The following is a 19,612-nucleotide window of genomic DNA, read 5'->3' as shown; positions in this document are numbered from 1 at the left end:
GAGGCTTCCAGAAAGTGTCGCTTCAAATGCTGTCGCGCAGTCGATACCAGGCCTTGCCGATGGCTTCCAGCGGCGCGGCCAGGTATTTGCCGCCGGGGAAACTGCCGTTGTTCAGGCCCTGGTACAGGGACAGTTCGTCGGGCTGACCGAGTACCGCGTCGGACACCGCCCGCGCCGCGGCCAGTGTCGGCAGCACGCCATGCCCGGAATAGCCCTGCATCCAGTACAGATCGCCGCGCCGCCCGATATCCGGCGTGCGCTTGAGGGTCAGGTCGATGTGTCCGCCCCAGGCAAACTCCAGCGCCACGCCCGTGAGTTGCGGGAACACTCGCTCCAGGAACGGCCGGGTCGCCGCGGCGATGTCCTTGGGCATCCCGCCCAGGTAAGTGCAACCGCCGCCGAACAGCAGGCGGTTATCCGGGGTGCGGCGGAAATAATCGAGCACGAACTGGTTGTCGGTCACGCACACGTTACTCGGCAGCAGCGCAGTGGCCTGGTCCCTGGTGAGCGGCGCGGTCGCGACCTGATACGTGCCGACCGGCAACACGCAACTGGCCAATTGCGGGTCGAGCCGATCGAGGTAGGCGTTGCACGCCAGCACCAGCACATCGGCGCGAATACGACCGCGCTCGGTCGTCACCACAAAGCCTTCGCCCTCCTCGCCATAGCTCAGCGCCTTGCTTTGCTCGTAGATACGGCCGCCAGCCCGCTCAACCGCATCCGCGAGGCCCAGCGCCAGTTTCAGCGGGTTCAAATGCCCGCCCTCGGGGTCGAACAGGCCGGCCTGATAACGCTCGCTGGCCACCCATTCCGGCAGCTGTTGCCGGGGGATGAATTGCAGTTTGTCGTGACCCCACTTGTGGCTGGCCTCGTGCTGCCACTCGGTCAGCAGCCCCACTCGCCGCGGCATCACCGAAGTCCAGAGATGGCCGGCGCGATAGTCGCAATCGAACTCATGGCGGCCAGGCAGATCACGCAATTCGCGCGAGGCCCAGCGCATGCCGTCCCACAATCGCCGCGCCCGCTCGTATCCCAGCGCTGCTTCCAGCGGTGGCATGTCGCACGACCAGCCGAGAATCGCCTGCCCGCCATTACGCCCGGACGCGGCCCAGGCCACCCGGCTGGCTTCGAGCAAGGTCACCCGCTTGCCGGCCAGCGCCAGGCGCAACGCCGTGTGCAATCCACTGAAACCGGCCCCGATGATCAGCACTTCGGTGTCTTGCTCACCTTCCAGTGTGGTCCGATTGACCAGTCGATCGGCGCAGCTATGGGCGTAGTAACTGGCGACATGTCGGGTGGATTGCTGAAACATACGGCCTCGTGAAATTTTGTATTTTTAATTTCATGAAAAAATACACGGTTAATTTCATGCAGGCAATCGAGACGTAAAAAATCCCGCTTCGGCGAACCCGAGCGGGATTGTTTTGTTCAGGCGCGATGTTCGAATCAATCAGGCCACGGGAATCATCGGATCCGCCGAAGCCAGTGCGGTGACTCGATCTGCCGCCGGTGGGTAGATCCACTGGGTGTTGATCTGGGTCTTCAGTGCCTTGGCCTCTTGCTTGATCAACTTGACCTGACGGTCCCAACCCTCGGTGTAGACCGCGCCCCAGGCGCCGAGGTCCAGGCAGGTCACGTATTTGGGCTGGCTGTACGGCGTCGGGTCGACACCGAGGATCTGCGCCGCCACGTTGTTGCCGGCGTGACGGCCCAGCGAAATCGCGTGCTGACAGGTCATCAGGGCGTAGTTGCCGATCTCGTCACTGGCTGCGTAGGCCACGTCGCCGGTGGCGAAGATGTCGTCCTGGCCAATCACTTTCAGGTGGGCGTCGACATGCAGGCGGCCCAGGCGATCGCGTTCGGCCGGGATCTGTTCGGTCAGGGAGCTGGCGCGAACGCCGGTGGTCCAGACCACGGTCCTGGCATCGATACGCGCACCGTCGGACAGAGTGACGCCGTTGGCATCGACCGACACAACCGAGGCTTTCAGGTGCCATTTCACGCCGGTCGCCACACTGGCCTCGACGATCGATTCAGCGATTTCCTCGCCCATCGAGCCGCCGATTTTATCGCCACGGTCAACGATGATCACATTGATGTCGGCTCGGTCGCCGAGGATGGCCCGCAGGCGGGTCGGCATTTCAGTCGCCGTTTCGATCCCGGTGAAACCGCCACCGGCCACCACCACCGTGTTGCGCGCGTTGCTTTCGGGTTGATTGGCCAGCGCCTTGAGGTGGTTTTCCAGGCGCACGGCCTGTTCGATCTGGTCGACGTCGAACGCATGTTCGGCCACGCCCGGAATGTTTGGCGAAGCCAGGCCGCTGCCGGTGGCCAGAACGAGTTTGTCGTAGCTGCAGACCTGTCGGGCACCGGCGGCATCGACATAGCCGACCTGCTTTTGCTCGATATCGATGGTCTGCGCCGCGCCCTTGATGAACTTGACCCCGACAACATCGAACAGATCGCCGATCGGCGCAGCCAGTTGGTGGGCGTTCGGTTCGTAGAAGCGCGGGCGCACACGCAGCTCGGCCTGGGGCGCCAGCACGGTTACCTCAACGTCGTTGTGGCCGTGAATGTCGAACAGGCGCGTGGCGCTCAAAGCTGTCCACATACCACCGAAACCTGCGCCGATCACCAGAATGTGCTGTTTCATTTTTAACTCCAGGGGATAAACAAGGGTTGTGAGTCAAGCTCATCGGGAGCAAGCATGAGGTCGGTGTTTTTCGAGAGTCGTCGACCTATGCCGCTCGAACAACTACGACTCTATTGATCCGAGTTAAATCCTGCAACCCGTTTTTTTTGATGGCTGCCATCGAACGCGTCGATGCCTGCGCAGAAAAGCCTCAAGAACGTACATGACAAGGGTTTTTCGAGCTGAAAAAGAAAATTCAGGACACGACGATTCGTTGCCTGGCTTAGGCTCGGCTGCTAGAATTGGCGACTAATCAAGTCGGAGATCTGTATGTCTCTTTACAGCGCAGGTGTCGAGTACGGCATCCACTGCCTGCTTTTTCTCGTCGGCAACGGCGGCGATTCGCGCGAAGCGAGTGTCCGCGACCTTGCCGAACTGCAAGGCGTTCCCCTGGACTATCTGGCGAAAATCTTCACCAAGCTGGCCAAAAGCAAGCTGGTGGTCGCCACCGAAGGCATGCGCGGAGGCTTCAAGCTGGCCCGGCCCGCCGACGAAATAACCCTGCTGGATATCGTCAACGCCATCGACGGCCGCAAGTCGATCTTCGATTGTCGGGAGATCCGCGGCCGTTGCGCAGTGTTTGACGGCACCCCGCCGGCCTGGGCACTGGACGGTCCGTGCGCGGTCCATGGGGCGATGATGGTTGCGCAAAAACGCATGGAAGAGGCCCTCGCCCAGCAAACCATCCTCGACATCGCCAGGAAATTCGGGCGCAAGGCCCCGGCAGAATTCGGCGTCAAGGTGGAGAGCTGGATGAACGAGCGTCGGGAAAGGAAAAGCAGCGCCCAGGCCAATGAGCAGATCATTCCTGCGACCAACCTTTCAGACTGCCCCCCATAAAAAAACCGGATGCACGCCAGGCATCCGGTTTTTCTCGGTTCAGGCGAAAAACGGTGGGTGACCGATTTTCACCCTCTCGCACTTACAGGCAGTCGCGCACGATTTTGCGCAGGTCGCCGGATTTGGCCCAAGGCGGCCCCTGATACAACGAAACCCGGCTGCCGTCCTTGTGTTTCACGATATCCAGCACTTCATCGGCCGTTATCACGCTCGGTGCGGTGATCCGGTAGCCGTTGGAAATCGAAATCTGGGTCGTATTCGATACTTCCGTCTGCCAGGCGGGCAAAACGCACGCCGCATACTCTTTTGGCGTCTTCTCGCTGTGCTTGCTGACATTCGGCTCGCCCGGTACCAGCGACGCCGGCAACGAACATCCGCCCAGCAATGCCAGCGCGACTCCCCCCATCAACATCCGCATGCTGCTTCCTTAAATTCGAAAAGAGAAAATGTAGCTTGCCGTCGACCGTACATCCATCCCGACGATTCGGCGAGTCATTGATATCACTTCGCCCAATTAGTTCCTTGCAGGCTGTCATTTGACATTGTCCTGCCGTGAACCAGAGCAGACAGCGCATTTTCCCGTTCGCTTTTCCCGACCAAAGGAAACCTCGCTGATTCAGATGAACACAACATCCGCTCCGGTAAACGGGTCTAAAATTGCGGAATGCAGCGTTCAGGAGGTCATCATGTGGCTTAACGAATCGGAACAGCAACTTCGGCGTGATCTGCAAGGGCTTGCGTCAGATTTGCGCTGGTCGGCGGTGGAGCTTTTGCGCATAGAGCAGCAGTTGCGCCAGCTCGGCAGCGAAGTCGACGCGCAAGCCGTGCAAAGGCTGTGTGCCTTGTTTCAGGGTGATGAAGAAAAACTGTCCGGCTATGCCGAGGAAGTGAAAGCCAAGGTCATTAGCCGCAACAAGGCTCAATAGCGGGGGCGCTGCCATGAACAGGCCACTATTGACGCTGGTCGTCGCACTGACCGCGTTGGCAGGCTGCAGCACCCACTCGATCTATCAGAACCAGCCGCTGGTGGCGAAAGTCGACACCGGCATGACCCACGAGCAAGTCCGGCAAATCGGCGGCCAGCCCCTGGCGGTCACCGATCGTACCGTTGAACCCGGTACCTGCTTTGACTACAAACTGACTCACGAAGGCCATCAGCAGGCGTACAACGTCAGTTTCGATGGCCGCGGCATGGTCGACCACAAGGGCTTCATGACCTGCGCGCAATGGAGTCACACGCAGCAAAAGGCCCGGGAACCCTCCCGGCCCAGTGGAGGCGGTGGCTATTAACACTGTAGGAGCGAGCTTGCTCGCGATAAACGTCCGGACAACGCGTTCATTCAAACAGGGCGCGTCATCGTTGACGTCCATCGCGAGCAAGCTCGCTCCTACAGGAGATTGACGTCATTTTGTTTGATGGCGGCCGGCGCGCGCCCTGTAGCCGGGCAGTGACGCGGCAAACGCCAGTGCCTCCTCTCGACTGTTGAACGAGCCAAGCCGGTCACTCCGGGTGCATACCCGCCAGGGGCCGTTGTTCACGCTGAGTACGTCATAGCCGTTCATATGCATCTTGTTCAGCATCGAAACGTTCATGGTCACCTCCTCCTGGGCAGTGCTATCAGGTCGACTTGTTCACCTTACACCCGCCCTTCTCCAAAATACCGACCAGACGTCGCCATGGAAATTCCCTTGCCATCCCTGGATGCGTTGTAGCCCCTAGGGGGCGTTAGCCAACGCCGTCGCAGCCCTGTCGATCAAGGCCGCCACTTCGGCGGGCATCGACGCCAATGACGCATGACTGGCGTTCAAGGTCAGAATCTCCCGGGCGTTGAGCCGCGCGGCCATCCATTGCTGGTTCTGTGGCGCGATCATCCGGTCGGCGGTCGAGATCTGATACCAGGATGGCTTGTTCTTCCAGGCCACCGTGCCAATGGTATCGCCGAAGGTACTCGCCAGCGGCGCTTTCTGGGTGAGGCCCATGACCAACCCTTCGGTCGCCGGCAAGTCCTGACAGAAGCTCTCGTGGTAGAGCTCGGGCTTGACCCACAGATAACCGTCGCTGTCCGGCGTCAGGTTGGCCGCTGCCGCAGGCAGGTGCCGTTGCGTGATACCGCCGGGGCTTTCACCAGCGTCCGGGGCGAACGCGGCGATGTACACCAGCCCGACCACATTCGGCAAATCACCCGCTTCAGTGATGACTGCGCCGCCATAGGAATGCCCCACCAGCAGCACCGGACCGGACACCTGGGCGACCATCTTGCGCGTACGCTCGGCATCCTCGGCCAGGGACGTCAGCGGTAACTCGACGGCACGAATGTGCGTGTCGCCCCGGCTGAGCAATTTGACGATGACCTTGTTCCAGTGGGCGGCACCGCCCCAGAAACCATGGACCAGCACGATCGTGGGTTTGTCACTCATCACCATGACTCCGTTTGCCGATGGGGTTGCTCGTCGCTCGTGTCAGCCCTGATCGCCGCCGCCCACGGGCATGACCATGCCGGTGATATAGGACGCTTCGTCGCTGGCCAGAAACAGAATAGCCCCCGCCTGCTCATCCAGGGTGCCGTAGCGTTTCATCAAACTGCTGTCGAGGGTCTGGTCGACGATCTGCTGGTACCAGAGTTTTTCCTGCTCGCTTTGCTCGGCACCATTGCGGGGTATGCGTCGCGGCGGTGCTTCAGTGCCGCCAGGCGCCGTGGCGTTGACCCGCACGCCACGACCGGCGGTTTCGAACGCCAGACAGGCGGTCAAGGCATTGACCCCACCCTTTGCCGCACCGTAGGGCACGCGATTGAGGCTGCGGGTGGCGATGGAAGAGACGTTGACGATCGCCCCGCTGCCCTGCTCCAGCATGAACGGCAGCGCAGCATGGCAACACCACAAGGTCGGGAACAGCGAACGACGGACCTCGGCCTCGATCTGCGACGCCTCGTAGTGCTCGAACGGTTTGGCCCAGATGGTGCCGCCGACGTTGTTGACCAGCACATCGAGGCGCCCGAAGCGCTCGACGGCGGTTTGCATCACCCGGCTGCATTCGTCGTATTGCTCAAGGTCGGCGGTCAGGGCCAACACCTGAGTGGTCGCGGCCAATTGTTGCTGCACTTCGAACACCAGCTCGGAACGATCCACCAGGATCAGCCTCGCCCCTTCGGCTGCCATGCGCTCGGCCACCCGCTGCCCGATGCCTTGGGCAGCGCCGGTGATCAGCGCGACTTTTTCGTGAAATCTGTTCATGTGTACCTCATGAAGAAGGTTGCAGTTCAACTGTGGGAGCGAGCCTGCTCGCGAAGAGGTTCTTCCAGTCGACACGTGGGTGTCTGCCAGACCGCTTTCGCGAGCAGGCTCGCTCCCACAGGAGGTCTTTACCCAGCCAGGGAAATCACCTGCGGCTCACGCCGCGCTGGCAGCAAACTTTTCGTAGTAGAAGTTCGCAAGCGCGATGCCTTGCTCGCCAATGAACTGGCTGACGGCCTCGACCATCGGCGGCGGGCCGCACAGGTAGACGTCGACATCACCCTCGTTCAAATGCTTTGGCTCGATGTGCTGGGTCACGTAGCCCTTGAGCGGATGCTGGCTCTCGGGGCTGGCGACGCAGGCGCTGAAGGTGAAGTTGGGGATGCGCGCGGCAAACGCTTCGAGGCGGTCGATTTCCACCAGGTCGAAATCGTGGGTCACGCCGTAGATTAGATGCAGCGGATGATCGCTGCCCTGCTCGGCGATCTTCTCCAGCATCGCGGTGAACGGCGCCAGCCCGGTGCCACCGGCCAGCAGCAACAGCGGCCGACGGATGTCACGCAAGTAGAAACTGCCCAGGGGACCTGCCAGGCTCATGCAATCGCCGGCCTTGGCCATGCCGGTGAGGAAACTGCTCATCAAGCCACCGGGCACGTTGCGGATCAGGAAGCTGACTTCGCCATCGCGCTGCAGCGAGCTGAACGAGTAGGCGCGGGTCTGTTCGCTGCCGGGGATTCCCAGGTTCACATACTGCCCAGGCAGGAACGCCAGTTTGCTCAGGGCTTCGCCCTTGATCGACAGTGCAATGGTGCTGTCGGACAGCTGGCGCACGGCGCTGATGGTCGCGTCGTAGCTGGCCTGACGGGTGCGGCAGACCTCGGAGGACGTCGGCACCCGCACCACGCAATCGCTCTGGGCGCGCATCTGGCAGGTCAGGACAAAACCCTGCGCGGCCTCTTCAGGGCTGAGGGCGTCTTCGATGTACTCCTCGCCCAAATCGTACTGACCGGCTTCGGCAAAACACTTGCAAGTGCCACAGGCGCCGTCGCGGCAGTCCAGCGGGATGTTGATGCCCTGGCGGTAAGCGGCATCGGCCACGGTCTCGCCCACGTTGGCGTCGATGAAACGGGTGACGCCGTCTTCGAAATTGAACGCAATGGAATGGGTCATGACGCCAGCCTCACAAGTGGTAAACATCGATGACCTGACGAACGTAGTCGTTCTTCAGGATCACTTTCTTGGCCTTGATCAACGGGTTTTCACCGCGCATGTCGAGGGTGTAGAAACTGCTGCCGAAATAGCTGTCGACGGTCTTGTAGCGAAAGCTCAGGGTGTGCCAGTTGAAGCGCACCTTGCACAAACCGTCGGCCTGTTCGAGCAGCTCGATGTTGCTGATGTTGTGGGAGGTGCGGGTGTCCGGCACGCTGGCGCTGGAGCGCTCGGTCTTGATGCGGAAGACGCGGTCTTCCAGGCCGGTGCGGTTGCCGTACCAGATCAGCGAGATTTCCCGCTGTGGGTCTTCGGTCAACTCGTCGTTGTCGTCCCAGGACGGCATCCAGAACGTCGCGTCCGGGGCGTAAAGTTCCAGCCACTGGTCCCACTGGCGGTCGTCCAGGTAACGCGCTTCGCGGTAGAGAAAGTCGCGCACGCTGTCGTAGGTGATGGTCATTGCACGTCCTCCACGGCGATCAGTTTCGACTGCTCAAAGGCCAGGGCCTTGAGCATGGTCTGCTGCCAGTATTTGTGTTGCAGCACGAACAGACCTTCGTCTTCGGTGCGCACACCACTGAGCAGCGGGTGCAGGTCGATCTCTTTGGCGGCTTCGTCAGCGCCTTCGATCCAGTGCTCGGCACCACGGGACATGTCGTTCCAGGTGGTGACGCTGCCCTGGTAGCTGGTCTGGCAGGAACGGAATTCCTCCAGATCGTCCGGCGTGGCCATGCCGCTGACGTTGAAGAAGTCCTCGTACTGACGAATCCGGCTGGACCGGGCGTGGTCGCTCTCGCCTTTGGGGGCGATGCAGTAGATGGTGATCTCCGTACGGTTGACCGAGATCGGCCGGGCGATGCGGATCTGCGAGCTGAACTGGTCCATCAGGTACACGTTGGGGTACAGGCACAGGTTGCGCGAGTTCTCGATCATCCAGTCGGCGCGAGCCTTGCCGAAATCCTGCGCCAGCTCATCGCGGCACTCGTACAGCGGACGGTCCTCGGGGTTGGCCCAGCGGGTCCAGAGCAGCATGTGGCCCTTGTCGAAGGAATAGAAACCACCGCCCTGCTTGGCCCAGCTGCCGGCGCTCATGGTCGGGTTGGTGTCACCGGCTTCACGCTGCTTGCGCTGGTTCTGGGTGGCCGCGTAGTTCCAGTGCACGGAGCTGACGTGGTAGCCGTCGGCGCCGTTTTCGGCAGTGAGTTTCCAGTTGCCTTCGTAGATGTAGCTGGAAGAGCCCCGCAGCACTTCCAGGCCATCGGCGGACTGGTCGACGATCATGTCGATGATCTTCGCCGACTCGCCCAGGTGCTCGACCAGTGGCACAACATCGGCCTTGAGGCTGCCGAACAGGAAGCCGCGATAGGACTCGAACCGCGCGACGCGGGTCAGGTCGTGGGAGCCTTCGCAGTTGAAGCTCGCGGGATAACCGGCGTTGGCCGGGTCCTTGACCTTGAGCAGCTTGCCGGAGTTGTTGAAGGTCCAGCCGTGGAACGGACAGGTGTAGGAACTCTTGTTGCCGGACTTGTGCCGGCACAGGGTCGCGCCACGGTGGCTGCAGGCGTTGATGAAGGCGTTGAGAACACCGTCCTTGTTGCGCGCGATGAAGATCGACTGGCGCCCCATGGTCGTGGTGTAGAAATCGTTGATATTGGGGATCTGGCTTTCGTGGGCCAGGTACAGCCAGTTGCCTTCGAAGATGTGTTCCATCTCCAGATCGAACAGACGCGGGTCGGTGAACATCTCGCGCTTGCAGCGATAGAGGCCCTGCTCGGGATCGTCTTCAAGCAGGGAATGCAAATATTCGGGTCGCAGGGTCATGGCCACCGCCTCCATTGTTATTGTTCAGGCAGGGGTCATGCTAGGACGGGGCGATGGGGCGGACTATCCGCGGGGTGCAGACCTTTATCCGTTTTGTGCAATGGGGTATTGGATGGGAAAGGCTAAACCTGTGGCGAGGGAGCTTGCTCCCGCTGGGTCGCGCAGCGGCCCCAAAACCTACAACTTCGGTGAACCAGAAACACCGCGACCACCGAATTTGCGACTGCTTCGCAGCCGAGCGGGAGCAAGCTCCCTCGCCACAAATTATCGGGTGAACTCAATACCGACGCTTGAGGGTATCGGACGGCAATTCGCCGAACTGCTTGCGGTAGCTGTCGGAGAACCGTCCCAGGTGCAGGAAGCCGTAGTCCATGGCCACTTCGGTGATGTTGCGCACGTTGCATGTGGGGTCGCTGAGGCAGGCGTTGATGGACTCAAGGCGCTTGCGGCGGATGTAGTTCTTCGGCGTGTCACCGGCATTGCGTTCGAACAACCCGTACAACGAACGCAAGCTCATGTGGGCCTGGCGCGCCAGTTCTTCGCTGTCGATGTCCTGCTTGAGGTTATTGGCGATGTAATCGGCAATCGCTTCGAACGTGGCCGCCTGCGAGCCCGGATCTAGGCGACTGACGTTGGTCTTCATCAGGCTGAGCATCTTGCTGACGATGATCTGCGTGTAATGCTCCTGCACCCTGGGGATCTGCTCGGTGGATTCGGCCTCCTGGCAGATCATCGCCAACAGGTTGACGAAACCTTCCAGTTCATTGAGCTGATAACGGTTTTCCAGAAACCGCACGCCCTGCTCCGGATAGCGCCAGCGCTGCTCATCGCAGACCGTTTCAAACAAACGGGTCGGGACCTTGAGGATGAATTTCTCGCAATCGGCGGAGTACGTCAGGTCCACCGGATCGTCGGGGTTGATCAGCAGCAATTCGCCGGGGGCGAAGTAATGCTCCTGGCCGTGTCCACGCCACAGGCAGTTGCCGCGCAGCAGCACTTGCAGGTGATAAATGCTGTCCAGCGCACCGGACGTCACGCGCACACTGGCACCGTAGCTGATGCGGCACAGGTCGAGGCTGGCGAATTTGCGATGATCAAGGCTGGCCAGCGGGCTGCCGGCACGGGGCATGAGAATGCAGTGGTTACCGACGTGCTGATTGACGTAGCCCGACACGGCGTAAGGGTCGGCATGGTCGAATACCCGGCTGCGCTGACTCAACAGTTGCGCTTGCATCATCAGGTCACTCTCGTTGTTGTTATGAGTTGCGTCGGTCCATTCTAGAGCCGAACCCCTGTAGGAGCGAGCTTGCTCGCGATGGACTTGAGGACGCCGCGGGACATCAGGCACCCAGCGTCATCGTTGACGACCATCGCGAGCAAGCTCGCTCCTACAGGGGTCGGGGGTGATCAGTCCTCCAGTGCGCGGACCCGTTCGTGGCGCTGCTGTTCTTCAGGCTGGGCAGACGACTGCAAGGTGAAGTCGAAGTCGATTTCGGCAAAGCGACCGCTCACGCCATGGGCCGCCGCGCGCTGCTGATCGTCGCTGAAGGTGATCTTGGCGATCAGTTCGTCGCGGGTGGCGTAGGCGAAATCGTCGTGCAGGTATTGATCGCCGTCGAGGTTGATTTGGGTGGTCAGGTGGCGATGATCCGGCGCGGAAATGAAGAAGTGCACATGCGCCGGGCGCTGGCCATGACGGCCCAGTTGATCGAGCAGTTGCTGGGTCGGACCGTCCGGCGGGCAGCCATAGCCCGACGGCACGATGCTGCGGAAACGGTAGCGGCCTTCAGCGTCGGTCACGATACGGCGACGCAGGTTGAATTCCGACTGCGAGGCATCGAAGTACGAGTAGGTGCCGCCGGTGTTGGCGTGCCAGACGTCCACTACAGCCCCGGCCAAGGGTTCGCCGGCGGTATTGAACACGCGACCTTGCATGAACAGGGTCACGCCTGGATCGACGCCGTCATCCAGGCGCGCCTCGCCTTCGGACAACGGCGCACCGGCCACGTACAGCGGGCCTTCGATGGTGCGCGGGGTGCCGCCGGTCTTGCCGGCCTGCTCGTCTTCGGCGTCCATCAACAGGTCGAGGTAATGCTCCAGGCCAATACCGGCCACCAACAACCCGGCTTCCTGGCGCGCGCCCAGCACGTTGAGGTAATTGACGGCTTTCCAGAACTCTTCCGGGGTCACGGCCAGGTCTTCGATGATATTCACCGAATCACGCAGGATGCGGTAGACCAGCGCCTTGGTCCGTGGATTGCCGGCGTCGTTGAGCAGGCCGCTGGCTTCTTCGAGAAATTTCTGGACTTCGGCAGTGTGGGAAATTTTGACGTTCATTTTTCAGGGTTCCTCATCTTGTAATTATTAGCGTAGCGCTGAGCAGGCAGGACTCAGCGGTCATCGTCACGGATGGAAGACGGATGTCGGCACATCGCGTCGATTTCGATGGCCATGTAGGGAAACAATGGCAATTGCATCAGCAGGTCATGCAGTTCCTGAACGCTGTCGACATCGAACACGCTGTAGTTGGCGTAGTGCCCGGCGATGCGCCACAGGTGACGCCACTTGCCCTGCTCTTGCAGGCGCTGGGCCAGGGCTTTTTCGTCAGCCTTGAGTCTGGCTGCCGCCTCCGGATTCATGTCGACCGGCAGGTTCACGGTCATTTTTACGTGAAACAGCATAATGCTCTCCTCAGGCTTGATGAGTGGTCTTGTCGCGACGGAAGAACGCCAGGCGCTCCTCATCCAGGCTCAGGCCAAGGCCCGGTGTTTTCGGCACGTGCAGTTCAAAATCGCGATACACCAGCGGTTCGCTGAGAATGTCTTCGGTCAGCAGCAACGGGCCGAACAGTTCGGTGTCCCACGCCAGTTTGTTCAGGGTGACGAAGGCATGGGCCGACGCCATCGTGCCCAGGCCGCCTTCGAGCATGGTGCCGCCGTACAGGGCGATACCGGCCGCTTCGGCGATGCAGGCAGTCCGCAACACGGCGCGCGGGCCGCCGTTCTTGGCGATCTTCAGGGCGAACACCGAGGCGGCGCCTTCGCGGGCCAGGTTGAACGCATCTTCCACGCATTCGATGGATTCGTCGGCCATGATCGGCGCCGGGCTCATGGCGTTCAGGCGGGCCATGCCGGCGCGGTTGTTGCGCGAGATCGGCTGTTCGATCAGGTCGATGCCGTTGCTGCCGAGGATTCGGCAGGCACGTATCGCGACGGCTTCGTCCCACGCCTGGTTGACGTCGACCCGCACGCTGGCGCGGTCACCCAGGGCCTTCTTGATGGCAATGACGTGGGCCAGGTCGCGGTTGACCTCGCCGGCACCGATCTTCAGCTTGAAGATGCGGTGGCGGCGCAGGTCGAGCATTTTTTCCGCTTCGGCGATGTCTTTTTCCGTGTCACCGCTGGCCAGGGTCCAGGCCACCGGCAGTGCGTCGCGAACACGGCCGCCGAGCAATTCACTGACCGGCAGGCCGAGGCGCTTGCCCTGGGCGTCGAGCAGCGCGGTTTCGATACCGGATTTGGCGAAGGTGTTGCCACGGATGCTGCGCTCCAGGCGCAGCATGGCAGCGTTGACGTTGCCGCTGTCCTGGCCGATCAACAAGGGGGCGAAGTGCGTATCGATGTTGGTCTTGATGCTGTCCGGGCTTTCATTGCCGTAGGCCAGGCCACCGATGGTGGTGGATTCGCCGATGCCTTCGATGCCGTCGGCGCAACGCACGCGAACGATCACCAGGGTCTGGTTCTGCATGGTGTGCATGGCCAGTTTGTGCGGGCGGATAGTCGGCAGATCGACGATGATCGTCTCGATCGACTCAATGGCGGTTGCAAGCATTTCGATACCCGTCAGGTTCTTGAAGTTCTGAGTCGGATTCTCATACGGCTTTTTCCGGGCGGCCAATATAGAATTGGTCTGGCTTGATACCTTAAAGGTATTCAATTGAAAATCCGGAGGCCCCATGGAACTGCGGCACCTGCGTTACTTCCAGGTATTGGCTCAAACCCTCAACTTCACCCGCGCCGCCGAGCGCCTGCACATCGCCCAACCACCATTGAGCCGGCAGATCCAGCAACTGGAGGACGAACTGGGGGTGATGTTGCTGGAGCGCGGCCGCCCGCTGAAGTTGACCGACGCCGGGCGGTTTTTCCATGAGCACTCCACCGCCCTGCTCGAACAACTGAACAAGGTCTGCGACAACACACGGCGTATTGGCCTGGGTGAAAAGACCTGGCTGGGTATCGGCTTTGCGCCATCGACACTGTATGGCGTGCTGCCGGAGCTGATCCGCCGGTTACGCAGTGGCGAACCGCTGGAGCTGGAATTGGGCCTGTCGGAAATGACCACCCTGCAACAGGTGCAGGCATTGAAGGCCGGGCGTATCGACATCGGTTTTGGGCGGATCCGCATCGACGACCCGGCCATCGTCCAGACCGTGCTCACCGAAGACCGCCTGGTTGCCGCCCTGCCCGCCGGCCATCCGTTGCTCGCCGGCCCCATCAGCCTGCGGGAACTGGCCAGGGAACCCTTTGTGCTGTACCCCGGCAATCCACGGCCGAGTTACGCCGACCATGTGATCGCGCTGTTTGAGTCCTATGGCGTGAGCATCCACGTCGCGCAGTGGACCAACGAACTGCAAACGGCGATCGGTCTGGTGGGGGCAGGAATCGGGGTCACGCTGGTGCCGGCCTCGGTGCAGTTGCTGCACCGCGACGACATCGGTTTCACACCCTTGCTGGAAGACAACGCGACCTCGCCGATCATTCTCAGCCGACGGGTGGGCGATGTTTCGCCGGGGTTGAACCATTGTTTGCGGATGATCGATGAGCTGTTGCCGCCGGCAGCGTAAGACGACGATCATTTGTGGCGAGGGGGCTTGCCCCCGTTGGGGTGCGAAGCGCCCCTCAAAAAAAGATGGTCCTTACGTTCATCTCCGAGAAACCGGGTAACGGCTTTTAGGGCCGCTACGCAGCCCAACGGGGGCAAGCCCCCTCGCCACAGGACGGTGGTTACACTCGATCAGCCGGCAAAAGCCCGGCGCCCTGCCTTCATCTCGGTACGCAACTCGCCGATAAAATCAGAGATGGCGCGCACGCTGGTCAGTTCGGCTGTCGAGACACCGCTGATCAGCAGCTCCACCCGCCGGGTGACGGGGTCGTAGACTTCGATGCTCAGCAGCCCGAGATTCTCGGTGCACTCGCACGACAGTGGCTCAAAACCGGACTCTACGATGTTGCAAAGCACTGAAATCGGAAGCATGGCCGGTCCCTCGGGCGATAGTCAGTTCGATTGGATCCGTTTCAGCATAGTTACACTTTGCCGATTTTGCGCCAGTAAATTGCCGTCAATTTTGTTATACCCCTCGCATTTCCGGCAACTCAGTGGGAATTACCACCCCAGATCCAGTTCCAGAACCCCGGCAACTCGACGGGCTGCGAGCCATCGCGCACGGTTCGCGCCATGGCCGCCCGCTGTAGCGCAGCCTGTTCGTCGTAAAACGGCTTGTCCGCGGTTTTCACGCCGGTCTCCCGGGCGCTGTCGAGCAGAATCTGCAGGTATTCACGGGTATGCCGGGCGGTATAGCGGTTGAGGTCGTGAAACGTCACCACGATCGGTATCACCCCGTCGACCACCGGCAATTCGCCACGAGCCATGCGTTCGCGCACTTCAGACATCGAGCGCAGCATGTGCGACCGGCGCCGGGGGCTGGCGTTGAAGCCCCAGATCTTACCGTCATTGGCGCTCAAGTCCGTGAGCAGCACGTGCAGGCCATGCTGCTGATAAGCGGCGAAAGTGCGCTTGTCGTAGTTCCAGAATGGCGGGCGCAGCAGGGTTGGAGGGGCGCCGGTGATCGCCGCGATGTCGGCGCTGCCATCGGTCAGGGCCTGCTCCAGTTCTTGCGGCTCCAGCGAGCGATGATTGGTGTGCCAGGGCGTTGCCGTGTGGAAGCCCAGAATGTGACCTTCGGCGTGTTCGCGCCGCATGATGTCCCGGCCCAATTCGCTGCCACCGGCGCGCGGCGCGCGGGTTTGCACGAAGAACACGGCTTTGATCCCCGGCTGCAGCGGGTTTTGCGCCAGGCTCTCAAGCACCGTGACGGTCGGGTTCCACCAGCTCGATGCACTGGGGCCGTCATCGAACGTCAGCAGAAAACGGATGGGCGGTTGCGCCTGCAAACGCTTTTCGGTCTGCGGCGTCATTGCAATGGGTGCGGCGATGCAACCCAGCAAGCCAACTGCCAGGGCGCACACCGTTAAACACTTGAACCACTGTTTCATCTTTTGCCTTGGGCCAGACCATCACGATTGAAATACAAGTTGGCAGGAATCCTTCGCCCGGGACGCCGGGCCGAGGTTGGATAAGGTACACAGGGTTTGGTTCCGGCGCTTGCCAAGCCTGTTTCGTCGCCAGCTACTAAACTGAAAAAACGCTCAACCAGAGTGTCAGGCCATGTGCGGACGACTGTCGCAATACCGCGGGATTCACGACTTCGTGGCGGTGCTGAGCATCCCCGACGCGCTGGTCAATCACGTCGGCAACGAACCCCTGGCGCACTATAACGCCGCGCCCACCACGCAACTCGCCCTGCTGCACCTCGAGAACGAGCGGCTGCACGCCGACGCCGTGCGCTGGGGTTGGCGGCCGCACTGGGCAACGGATCGCGCGGAGCCGATCAATGCCCGGGTCGAGAAAGTCGCCCACGGCCCGTACTTCCGGACAATCTGGCCGCATCGCGCAATCTGCCCGATCGATAACTGGTTTGAATGGGTGGACGCCGGTGACGGCAACAAACAACCCTGGTTGATCCGGCGACGGGACCGGGCGCCGGCTTTCTGCGCTGCCATCGGCCAGTACCCCATCGGCGGAGCCCCGCACAGGGAGCACGACGGTTTCGTGATCCTCACGGCGGACAGCGCAGGCGGCCTGCTTGATGTGCATGACCGGCGGCCGGTGCTGTTCTCGCCCGAGCTGGCGCGGGAATGGCTGGACCCGGCCACGCCCAAGGAAAGAGCCGAGGAAATGGCGTTATCCCAGGGCGAGATCAGTGATGCATTTGAGTGGTACAAGGTGGACAAGGCCGTTGGCAATGTCAGGAACCAGGGCGCTGCGTTAATTGAACAAGTACCATGAACTTATCAATAACGACAGAGCCCCACTCAATGGCGTAATGCTGCTCAGTTAAGGAAATTGTAGGAGCGAGCTTGCTCGCGATGGACTCAAGAGCGCCGCGTTCAGCCAGTAAACACGCGTTATCGTTAACGACCATCGCGAGCTCGCTCCTACAATGGCGGGGCTTTGTCGTTTGGGGTGATCAGAACTTGCGGTCAAGATCCGACAGCTCCTTACCGTCGTCAGGATGCTTCCAGTCCGGCATCGACCGCTTCTGCTGCTCAATCTCTTCTTCCGTGGGTTCGTCCACGTCTTCTTCCGGGTCCGGACGCTTGGGTTCATTGGCCATGTTCACCTCACTTCCCGAAGGGATCGGTCTTCCACTTAAAGCTTAGATCAGTTCCCCTGCTCCGCTCAGAGCCACCAGCGCAGCAAAAAGAAAAAGCCCATGCTCAGCAGCATGCTGAGCAATGTATTGCGCGTGTAAAGCACCAGTCCCACCGCCACCAACGAGCTGATCAGATAGGGGTTGTCCCAGTGCAAATTCAGCTGTTTTTCCGGCATGAACACAATCGGCCCACAGATAGCCGTCAACATGCCCGGTACGGCAAACCCGAGGAATTGCCGGGCATTGCTGCTCAGGCGCACCGGCAGGCGCGGTTCGAGAAAAACGTAGCGGTTGAGGAACACCAACACGCCCATTCCGACAATCACAGCCCAGACCATCATGTGCGTCCACCGTAGAATTTATTGCAGACAAACCCGGCGGTCATCCCCGCCAGCCCCGACAGCACCAGCGCTGAACCCCATTGCCAGTAGCTGAACAGCACCGAGCAAAACAGCGACACCGCCACGCACACCACGGTCGGCACGTTGCGTACCACCGGGGTGATCAGGGCAATGAAGGTGGCCGCGATGGAGAAATCCAGGCCCAGGTGTTCAAGGCCCGGAATGCTGCTGCCGAGCACAATGCCCGCCAGGGTGAAGAGGTTCCAGGCGATGTAGAACGTCAGGCCCACGCCCAGGGCGTACCAGCGGTTGAATTGCTGCTTGTCGTGCTGACTGGTCAGGGCGAACAGCTCGTCAGTGAGCAAAAACCCCAGGCCCGCACGCCAGCGCCCCGGCAATGGTGAAATCACCGAGCGCATGCTCATCCCGTAAAGCAAATGCTGGGAGGTCAGCAGCAAGGTGGTGAGCAAGATCGAAAAGATCCCGGCACCGCCCTTGAGCATGCCGATGGCCACCAGTTGCGCCGCACCGGCAAACACAATGCTCGACAGGCCCTGCCCTTGCAGGGGCGTGAGGTTGGCTTCGATGGCCATGGAACCGGCCAGCAAGCCCCAGGGCGCGGTGGCCAGGGACAGCGGCATGATCGCCGCAGCCCCGCGCAGAAAGGCGCTGCGCGGCATGAGTGAGTTGGGCATGACGTTCTACAGACAGGGAAAGACCTGAGACTTTGCCAGCTGTGGCGGCCAATGGCTTGAACAATCTTGCTCACTGATACGCCCGCGTGCCATTCATCGGCTGCCTGCTTGATTCGCCAAGGTGGTAGCAACATGATGGCCCTGCATTTTTCATCGAGGCAGGCCCTTCATGAGTTCAGTCGAAACCGACAGCGACGTTTACAAAACCCTGCTTGAGTCGACCAAAGCCATTCCCTGGCGCATCGACTGGAAAACCATGACCTTCAGCTACATCGGGCCACAGATCGAAGAACTGCTGGGCTGGAAGCAGCACAGCTGGGCCTCGGTCAATGACTGGGTCGAGCGCATGCACCCGGATGACCGCGACTACGTGATGGACTTCTGTGTCTCGCAATCGCGGGCCGGCATCGATCACGAGGCCGACTATCGCGCACTGACCGAAAGCGGCGAGTACGTGTGGATCCGCGATGTGGTGCACGTGGTGCGCAAGGACGGCGAAGTCGAGGCGCTGGTGGGGTTCATGTTCGATATCAGCGAGCGCAAGAAAACCGAAGAACACCTGATCCGCCTGCAAAAACAACTGGAAGAGTATTCCTTCCAGGACGGCCTGACCGGTATCGCCAACCGCCGCATGTTCGACACCGTGCTGGAACGCGAGTGGAACACGGCCCAGCGCACCGCGTTGCCATTATCGGTGATCGTGCTGGATATCGACTACTTCAAGCAGTACAACGACCATTACGGCCACATCAAGGGCGACGAATGCCTGCGCCGCGTCGCGCAAACCTTGTCCCTGGCGGCGAACCGGCCACGGGATTTCATCGCCCGGATCGGCGGTGAAGAGTTCGTCTGGCTGCTGCCGGAAACCGATGCCGAATCCGCCAGACTGGTGGCGCACAAGTGTCTGCACCTGATTCGCCAGCAGCAGATCCCCCATGAATTCTCGAACGTGTCGAAGCTGCTGAGTATCAGCCTCGGCGTCGGCACCACCCTGGCATCGATGCATGCCACGGCCCTGGAATTCATCGAGCAGGTCGATCATCAGCTCTACAAGGCCAAGCACAATGGCCGGATGCGCGCCGAGTTCGCTGATTTTCGTGATTGACAAAAGGCGCGCCGACTTTTAAAACTGGGCGCCTCACTCAGGGTGTAAACAAGTATGTCCGCAACCTTCAAACTCGACTCTTCCGTCATTGGCTTGATTGCCAAGGCGCAAGGTTGCGTTGCGCACGCCCTCAAATCGAAGAAACAGTCGCTCATGTGACCGGGGCGCGCTGTCCCGTCAGAT

At 60.9% G+C, this 19,612-nt stretch carries 24 protein-coding genes; 6 read left to right on the top strand and 18 right to left on the bottom strand.

The genetic code is table 11. From position 1 onward, the window contains the following. Positions 1-22: 22 nt before the first annotated feature. Positions 23-1,312 (bottom strand): NAD(P)/FAD-dependent oxidoreductase, encoded by a 1,290-nt coding sequence (locus ACXX83_RS07205; protein ID WP_458547962.1) that lies wholly within the window; start codon positions 1,310-1,312, stop codon positions 23-25. 138 nt (positions 1,313-1,450) lie between these two features. Beyond that, positions 1,451-2,653, bottom strand: a complete 1,203-nt coding sequence (locus tag ACXX83_RS07200) for an NAD(P)/FAD-dependent oxidoreductase (RefSeq protein WP_458547961.1) — start codon at positions 2,651-2,653, stop codon at positions 1,451-1,453. Between the two features lie 309 nt (positions 2,654-2,962). On the opposite strand from ACXX83_RS07200, the gene ACXX83_RS07195 reads away from it, so the two are divergent. Beyond that, positions 2,963-3,532 carry an RrF2 family transcriptional regulator gene (locus tag ACXX83_RS07195; RefSeq protein WP_217837881.1) on the top strand — a complete coding sequence of 190 codons (570 nt, stop codon included), beginning with the start codon at positions 2,963-2,965 and terminating at the stop codon, positions 3,530-3,532. Positions 3,533-3,614: 82 nt separating this feature from the next. Here ACXX83_RS07195 and ACXX83_RS07190 read toward each other — a convergent pair whose 3' ends face one another. Beyond that, on the bottom strand, positions 3,615-3,950 hold the full coding sequence (locus ACXX83_RS07190) for a hypothetical protein (protein WP_217837880.1): 336 nt from the start codon (positions 3,948-3,950) through the stop codon (positions 3,615-3,617). A 268-nt stretch (positions 3,951-4,218) separates the two neighbouring features. Between ACXX83_RS07190 and ACXX83_RS07185 the strand changes: the two genes are divergently transcribed. Next, entirely contained in the window at positions 4,219-4,458 is a 240-nt protein-coding gene (locus ACXX83_RS07185) for a hypothetical protein (protein ID WP_095967696.1), read from the top strand. Positions 4,459-4,471: 13 nt separating this feature from the next. Continuing rightward, positions 4,472-4,822, top strand: a complete 351-nt coding sequence (gene osmE / locus ACXX83_RS07180; protein WP_458547960.1) for an osmotically-inducible lipoprotein OsmE — start codon at positions 4,472-4,474, stop codon at positions 4,820-4,822. A 114-nt stretch (positions 4,823-4,936) separates the two neighbouring features. Here the strand turns inward: osmE and ACXX83_RS07175 are convergent, their stop codons facing one another. From ACXX83_RS07175 to ACXX83_RS07130, 10 genes are all read right to left on the bottom strand, one after another. Beyond that, the gene (locus ACXX83_RS07175; protein WP_095967694.1) at positions 4,937-5,125 is read right to left on the bottom strand and encodes an SPOR domain-containing protein; all 189 of its coding nucleotides are present in this window, start codon (positions 5,123-5,125) and stop codon (positions 4,937-4,939) included. 123 nt (positions 5,126-5,248) lie between these two features. After that, positions 5,249-5,950 carry an alpha/beta hydrolase gene (locus ACXX83_RS07170; RefSeq protein WP_458547959.1) on the bottom strand — a complete coding sequence of 234 codons (702 nt, stop codon included), beginning with the start codon at positions 5,948-5,950 and terminating at the stop codon, positions 5,249-5,251. A 42-nt stretch (positions 5,951-5,992) separates the two neighbouring features. After that, the gene (locus ACXX83_RS07165; protein ID WP_458547958.1) at positions 5,993-6,766 is read right to left on the bottom strand and encodes a 1,6-dihydroxycyclohexa-2,4-diene-1-carboxylate dehydrogenase; all 774 of its coding nucleotides are present in this window, start codon (positions 6,764-6,766) and stop codon (positions 5,993-5,995) included. 156 nt (positions 6,767-6,922) lie between these two features. Then, positions 6,923-7,936 (bottom strand): benzoate 1,2-dioxygenase electron transfer component BenC, encoded by a 1,014-nt coding sequence (gene benC / locus ACXX83_RS07160; protein ID WP_458547957.1) that lies wholly within the window; start codon positions 7,934-7,936, stop codon positions 6,923-6,925. Between the two features lie 10 nt (positions 7,937-7,946). Next, positions 7,947-8,435: a benzoate 1,2-dioxygenase small subunit gene (benB, locus tag ACXX83_RS07155; RefSeq protein WP_217837875.1), complete on the bottom strand. Its 489-nt coding sequence runs from the start codon at positions 8,433-8,435 to the stop codon at positions 7,947-7,949. Then, positions 8,432-9,796, bottom strand: coding sequence for a benzoate 1,2-dioxygenase large subunit (gene benA, locus ACXX83_RS07150; protein ID WP_458547956.1), 1,365 nt, complete (start codon positions 9,794-9,796; stop codon positions 8,432-8,434). The genes benB and benA overlap by 4 nt, the downstream gene beginning before the upstream one ends. Positions 9,797-10,073: 277 nt before the next feature. Beyond that, a complete protein-coding gene (locus ACXX83_RS07145; protein ID WP_302470003.1) occupies positions 10,074-11,033 on the bottom strand; it encodes an AraC family transcriptional regulator in 960 nt (319 codons plus the stop codon). Between the two features lie 170 nt (positions 11,034-11,203). Next, on the bottom strand, positions 11,204-12,133 hold the full coding sequence (gene catA / locus ACXX83_RS07140) for a catechol 1,2-dioxygenase (RefSeq protein WP_126050696.1): 930 nt from the start codon (positions 12,131-12,133) through the stop codon (positions 11,204-11,206). A gap of 53 nt (positions 12,134-12,186) precedes the next feature. Continuing rightward, a complete protein-coding gene (catC, locus tag ACXX83_RS07135; RefSeq protein WP_007978984.1) occupies positions 12,187-12,477 on the bottom strand; it encodes a muconolactone Delta-isomerase in 291 nt (96 codons plus the stop codon). Between the two features lie 10 nt (positions 12,478-12,487). Next, complete coding sequence (locus tag ACXX83_RS07130; protein ID WP_167399512.1) at positions 12,488-13,627, bottom strand: muconate cycloisomerase family protein; 1,140 nt, start codon at positions 13,625-13,627, stop codon at positions 12,488-12,490. Positions 13,628-13,751: 124 nt separating this feature from the next. Here ACXX83_RS07130 and ACXX83_RS07125 point away from each other — a divergent pair, with 124 nt between their 5' ends. After that, a complete protein-coding gene (locus ACXX83_RS07125; protein ID WP_429388726.1) occupies positions 13,752-14,639 on the top strand; it encodes a LysR family transcriptional regulator in 888 nt (295 codons plus the stop codon). A gap of 170 nt (positions 14,640-14,809) precedes the next feature. Here the strand turns inward: ACXX83_RS07125 and ACXX83_RS07120 are convergent, their stop codons facing one another. Next, complete coding sequence (locus ACXX83_RS07120) at positions 14,810-15,049, bottom strand: DUF1652 domain-containing protein (protein WP_217837871.1); 240 nt, start codon at positions 15,047-15,049, stop codon at positions 14,810-14,812. Positions 15,050-15,168: 119 nt separating this feature from the next. After that, positions 15,169-16,068, bottom strand: coding sequence for a polysaccharide deacetylase family protein (locus ACXX83_RS07115; RefSeq protein WP_458547955.1), 900 nt, complete (start codon positions 16,066-16,068; stop codon positions 15,169-15,171). 172 nt (positions 16,069-16,240) lie between these two features. On the opposite strand from ACXX83_RS07115, the gene ACXX83_RS07110 reads away from it, so the two are divergent. After that, positions 16,241-16,921 carry an SOS response-associated peptidase family protein gene (locus ACXX83_RS07110; protein WP_458547954.1) on the top strand — a complete coding sequence of 227 codons (681 nt, stop codon included), beginning with the start codon at positions 16,241-16,243 and terminating at the stop codon, positions 16,919-16,921. Between the two features lie 181 nt (positions 16,922-17,102). Here ACXX83_RS07110 and ACXX83_RS07105 read toward each other — a convergent pair whose 3' ends face one another. From ACXX83_RS07105 to ACXX83_RS07095, 3 genes are all read right to left on the bottom strand, one after another. Further along, positions 17,103-17,249: a hypothetical protein gene (locus ACXX83_RS07105; RefSeq protein WP_177325102.1), complete on the bottom strand. Its 147-nt coding sequence runs from the start codon at positions 17,247-17,249 to the stop codon at positions 17,103-17,105. Between the two features lie 65 nt (positions 17,250-17,314). Continuing rightward, complete coding sequence (locus ACXX83_RS07100; RefSeq protein ID WP_015095729.1) at positions 17,315-17,626, bottom strand: AzlD domain-containing protein; 312 nt, start codon at positions 17,624-17,626, stop codon at positions 17,315-17,317. Next, positions 17,626-18,324: an AzlC family ABC transporter permease gene (locus ACXX83_RS07095; RefSeq protein ID WP_041474903.1), complete on the bottom strand. Its 699-nt coding sequence runs from the start codon at positions 18,322-18,324 to the stop codon at positions 17,626-17,628. The genes ACXX83_RS07100 and ACXX83_RS07095 overlap by 1 nt, the downstream gene beginning before the upstream one ends. Positions 18,325-18,493: 169 nt before the next feature. Here ACXX83_RS07095 and ACXX83_RS07090 point away from each other — a divergent pair, with 169 nt between their 5' ends. Further along, a complete protein-coding gene (locus ACXX83_RS07090) occupies positions 18,494-19,429 on the top strand; it encodes a sensor domain-containing diguanylate cyclase (RefSeq protein WP_015095731.1) in 936 nt (311 codons plus the stop codon). Positions 19,430-19,612 lie beyond the last annotated feature (183 nt).

This window comes from Pseudomonas sp. GNP012, assembly GCF_054343835.1.
This window is presented reverse-complemented; position numbering and strand designations above follow the sequence as displayed.

Bases quoted from the DNA above. Each gene is read 5' to 3' on its own strand.
- ACXX83_RS07130 (WP_167399512.1), bottom strand. From the start codon at position 13,627: ATGCTTGCAACCGCCATTGAGTCGATCGAGACGATCATCGTCGATCTG.
- ACXX83_RS07205 (WP_458547962.1), bottom strand. From the start codon at position 1,312: ATGTTTCAGCAATCCACCCGACATGTCGCCAGTTACTACGCCCATAGC.
- ACXX83_RS07195 (WP_217837881.1), top strand. From the start codon at position 2,963: ATGTCTCTTTACAGCGCAGGTGTCGAGTACGGCATCCACTGCCTGCTT.
- ACXX83_RS07110 (WP_458547954.1), top strand. From the start codon at position 16,241: ATGTGCGGACGACTGTCGCAATACCGCGGGATTCACGACTTCGTGGCG.
- ACXX83_RS07145 (WP_302470003.1), bottom strand. From the start codon at position 11,033: ATGATGCAAGCGCAACTGTTGAGTCAGCGCAGCCGGGTATTCGACCAT.
- ACXX83_RS07090 (WP_015095731.1), top strand. From the start codon at position 18,494: ATGAGTTCAGTCGAAACCGACAGCGACGTTTACAAAACCCTGCTTGAG.
- osmE (WP_458547960.1), top strand. From the start codon at position 4,472: ATGAACAGGCCACTATTGACGCTGGTCGTCGCACTGACCGCGTTGGCA.
- ACXX83_RS07125 (WP_429388726.1), top strand. From the start codon at position 13,752: ATGGAACTGCGGCACCTGCGTTACTTCCAGGTATTGGCTCAAACCCTC.
- benB (WP_217837875.1), bottom strand. From the start codon at position 8,435: ATGACCATCACCTACGACAGCGTGCGCGACTTTCTCTACCGCGAAGCG.
- ACXX83_RS07165 (WP_458547958.1), bottom strand. From the start codon at position 6,766: ATGAACAGATTTCACGAAAAAGTCGCGCTGATCACCGGCGCTGCCCAA.
- ACXX83_RS07170 (WP_458547959.1), bottom strand. From the start codon at position 5,950: ATGAGTGACAAACCCACGATCGTGCTGGTCCATGGTTTCTGGGGCGGT.
- ACXX83_RS07115 (WP_458547955.1), bottom strand. From the start codon at position 16,068: ATGAAACAGTGGTTCAAGTGTTTAACGGTGTGCGCCCTGGCAGTTGGC.
- ACXX83_RS07100 (WP_015095729.1), bottom strand. From the start codon at position 17,626: ATGGTCTGGGCTGTGATTGTCGGAATGGGCGTGTTGGTGTTCCTCAAC.
- benA (WP_458547956.1), bottom strand. From the start codon at position 9,796: ATGACCCTGCGACCCGAATATTTGCATTCCCTGCTTGAAGACGATCCC.
- catC (WP_007978984.1), bottom strand. From the start codon at position 12,477: ATGCTGTTTCACGTAAAAATGACCGTGAACCTGCCGGTCGACATGAAT.
- ACXX83_RS07105 (WP_177325102.1), bottom strand. From the start codon at position 17,249: ATGGCCAATGAACCCAAGCGTCCGGACCCGGAAGAAGACGTGGACGAA.
- ACXX83_RS07200 (WP_458547961.1), bottom strand. From the start codon at position 2,653: ATGAAACAGCACATTCTGGTGATCGGCGCAGGTTTCGGTGGTATGTGG.
- ACXX83_RS07095 (WP_041474903.1), bottom strand. From the start codon at position 18,324: ATGCCCAACTCACTCATGCCGCGCAGCGCCTTTCTGCGCGGGGCTGCG.
- catA (WP_126050696.1), bottom strand. From the start codon at position 12,133: ATGAACGTCAAAATTTCCCACACTGCCGAAGTCCAGAAATTTCTCGAA.
- ACXX83_RS07190 (WP_217837880.1), bottom strand. From the start codon at position 3,950: ATGCGGATGTTGATGGGGGGAGTCGCGCTGGCATTGCTGGGCGGATGT.
- ACXX83_RS07185 (WP_095967696.1), top strand. From the start codon at position 4,219: ATGTGGCTTAACGAATCGGAACAGCAACTTCGGCGTGATCTGCAAGGG.
- benC (WP_458547957.1), bottom strand. From the start codon at position 7,936: ATGACCCATTCCATTGCGTTCAATTTCGAAGACGGCGTCACCCGTTTC.
- ACXX83_RS07175 (WP_095967694.1), bottom strand. From the start codon at position 5,125: ATGAACGTTTCGATGCTGAACAAGATGCATATGAACGGCTATGACGTA.
- ACXX83_RS07120 (WP_217837871.1), bottom strand. From the start codon at position 15,049: ATGCTTCCGATTTCAGTGCTTTGCAACATCGTAGAGTCCGGTTTTGAG.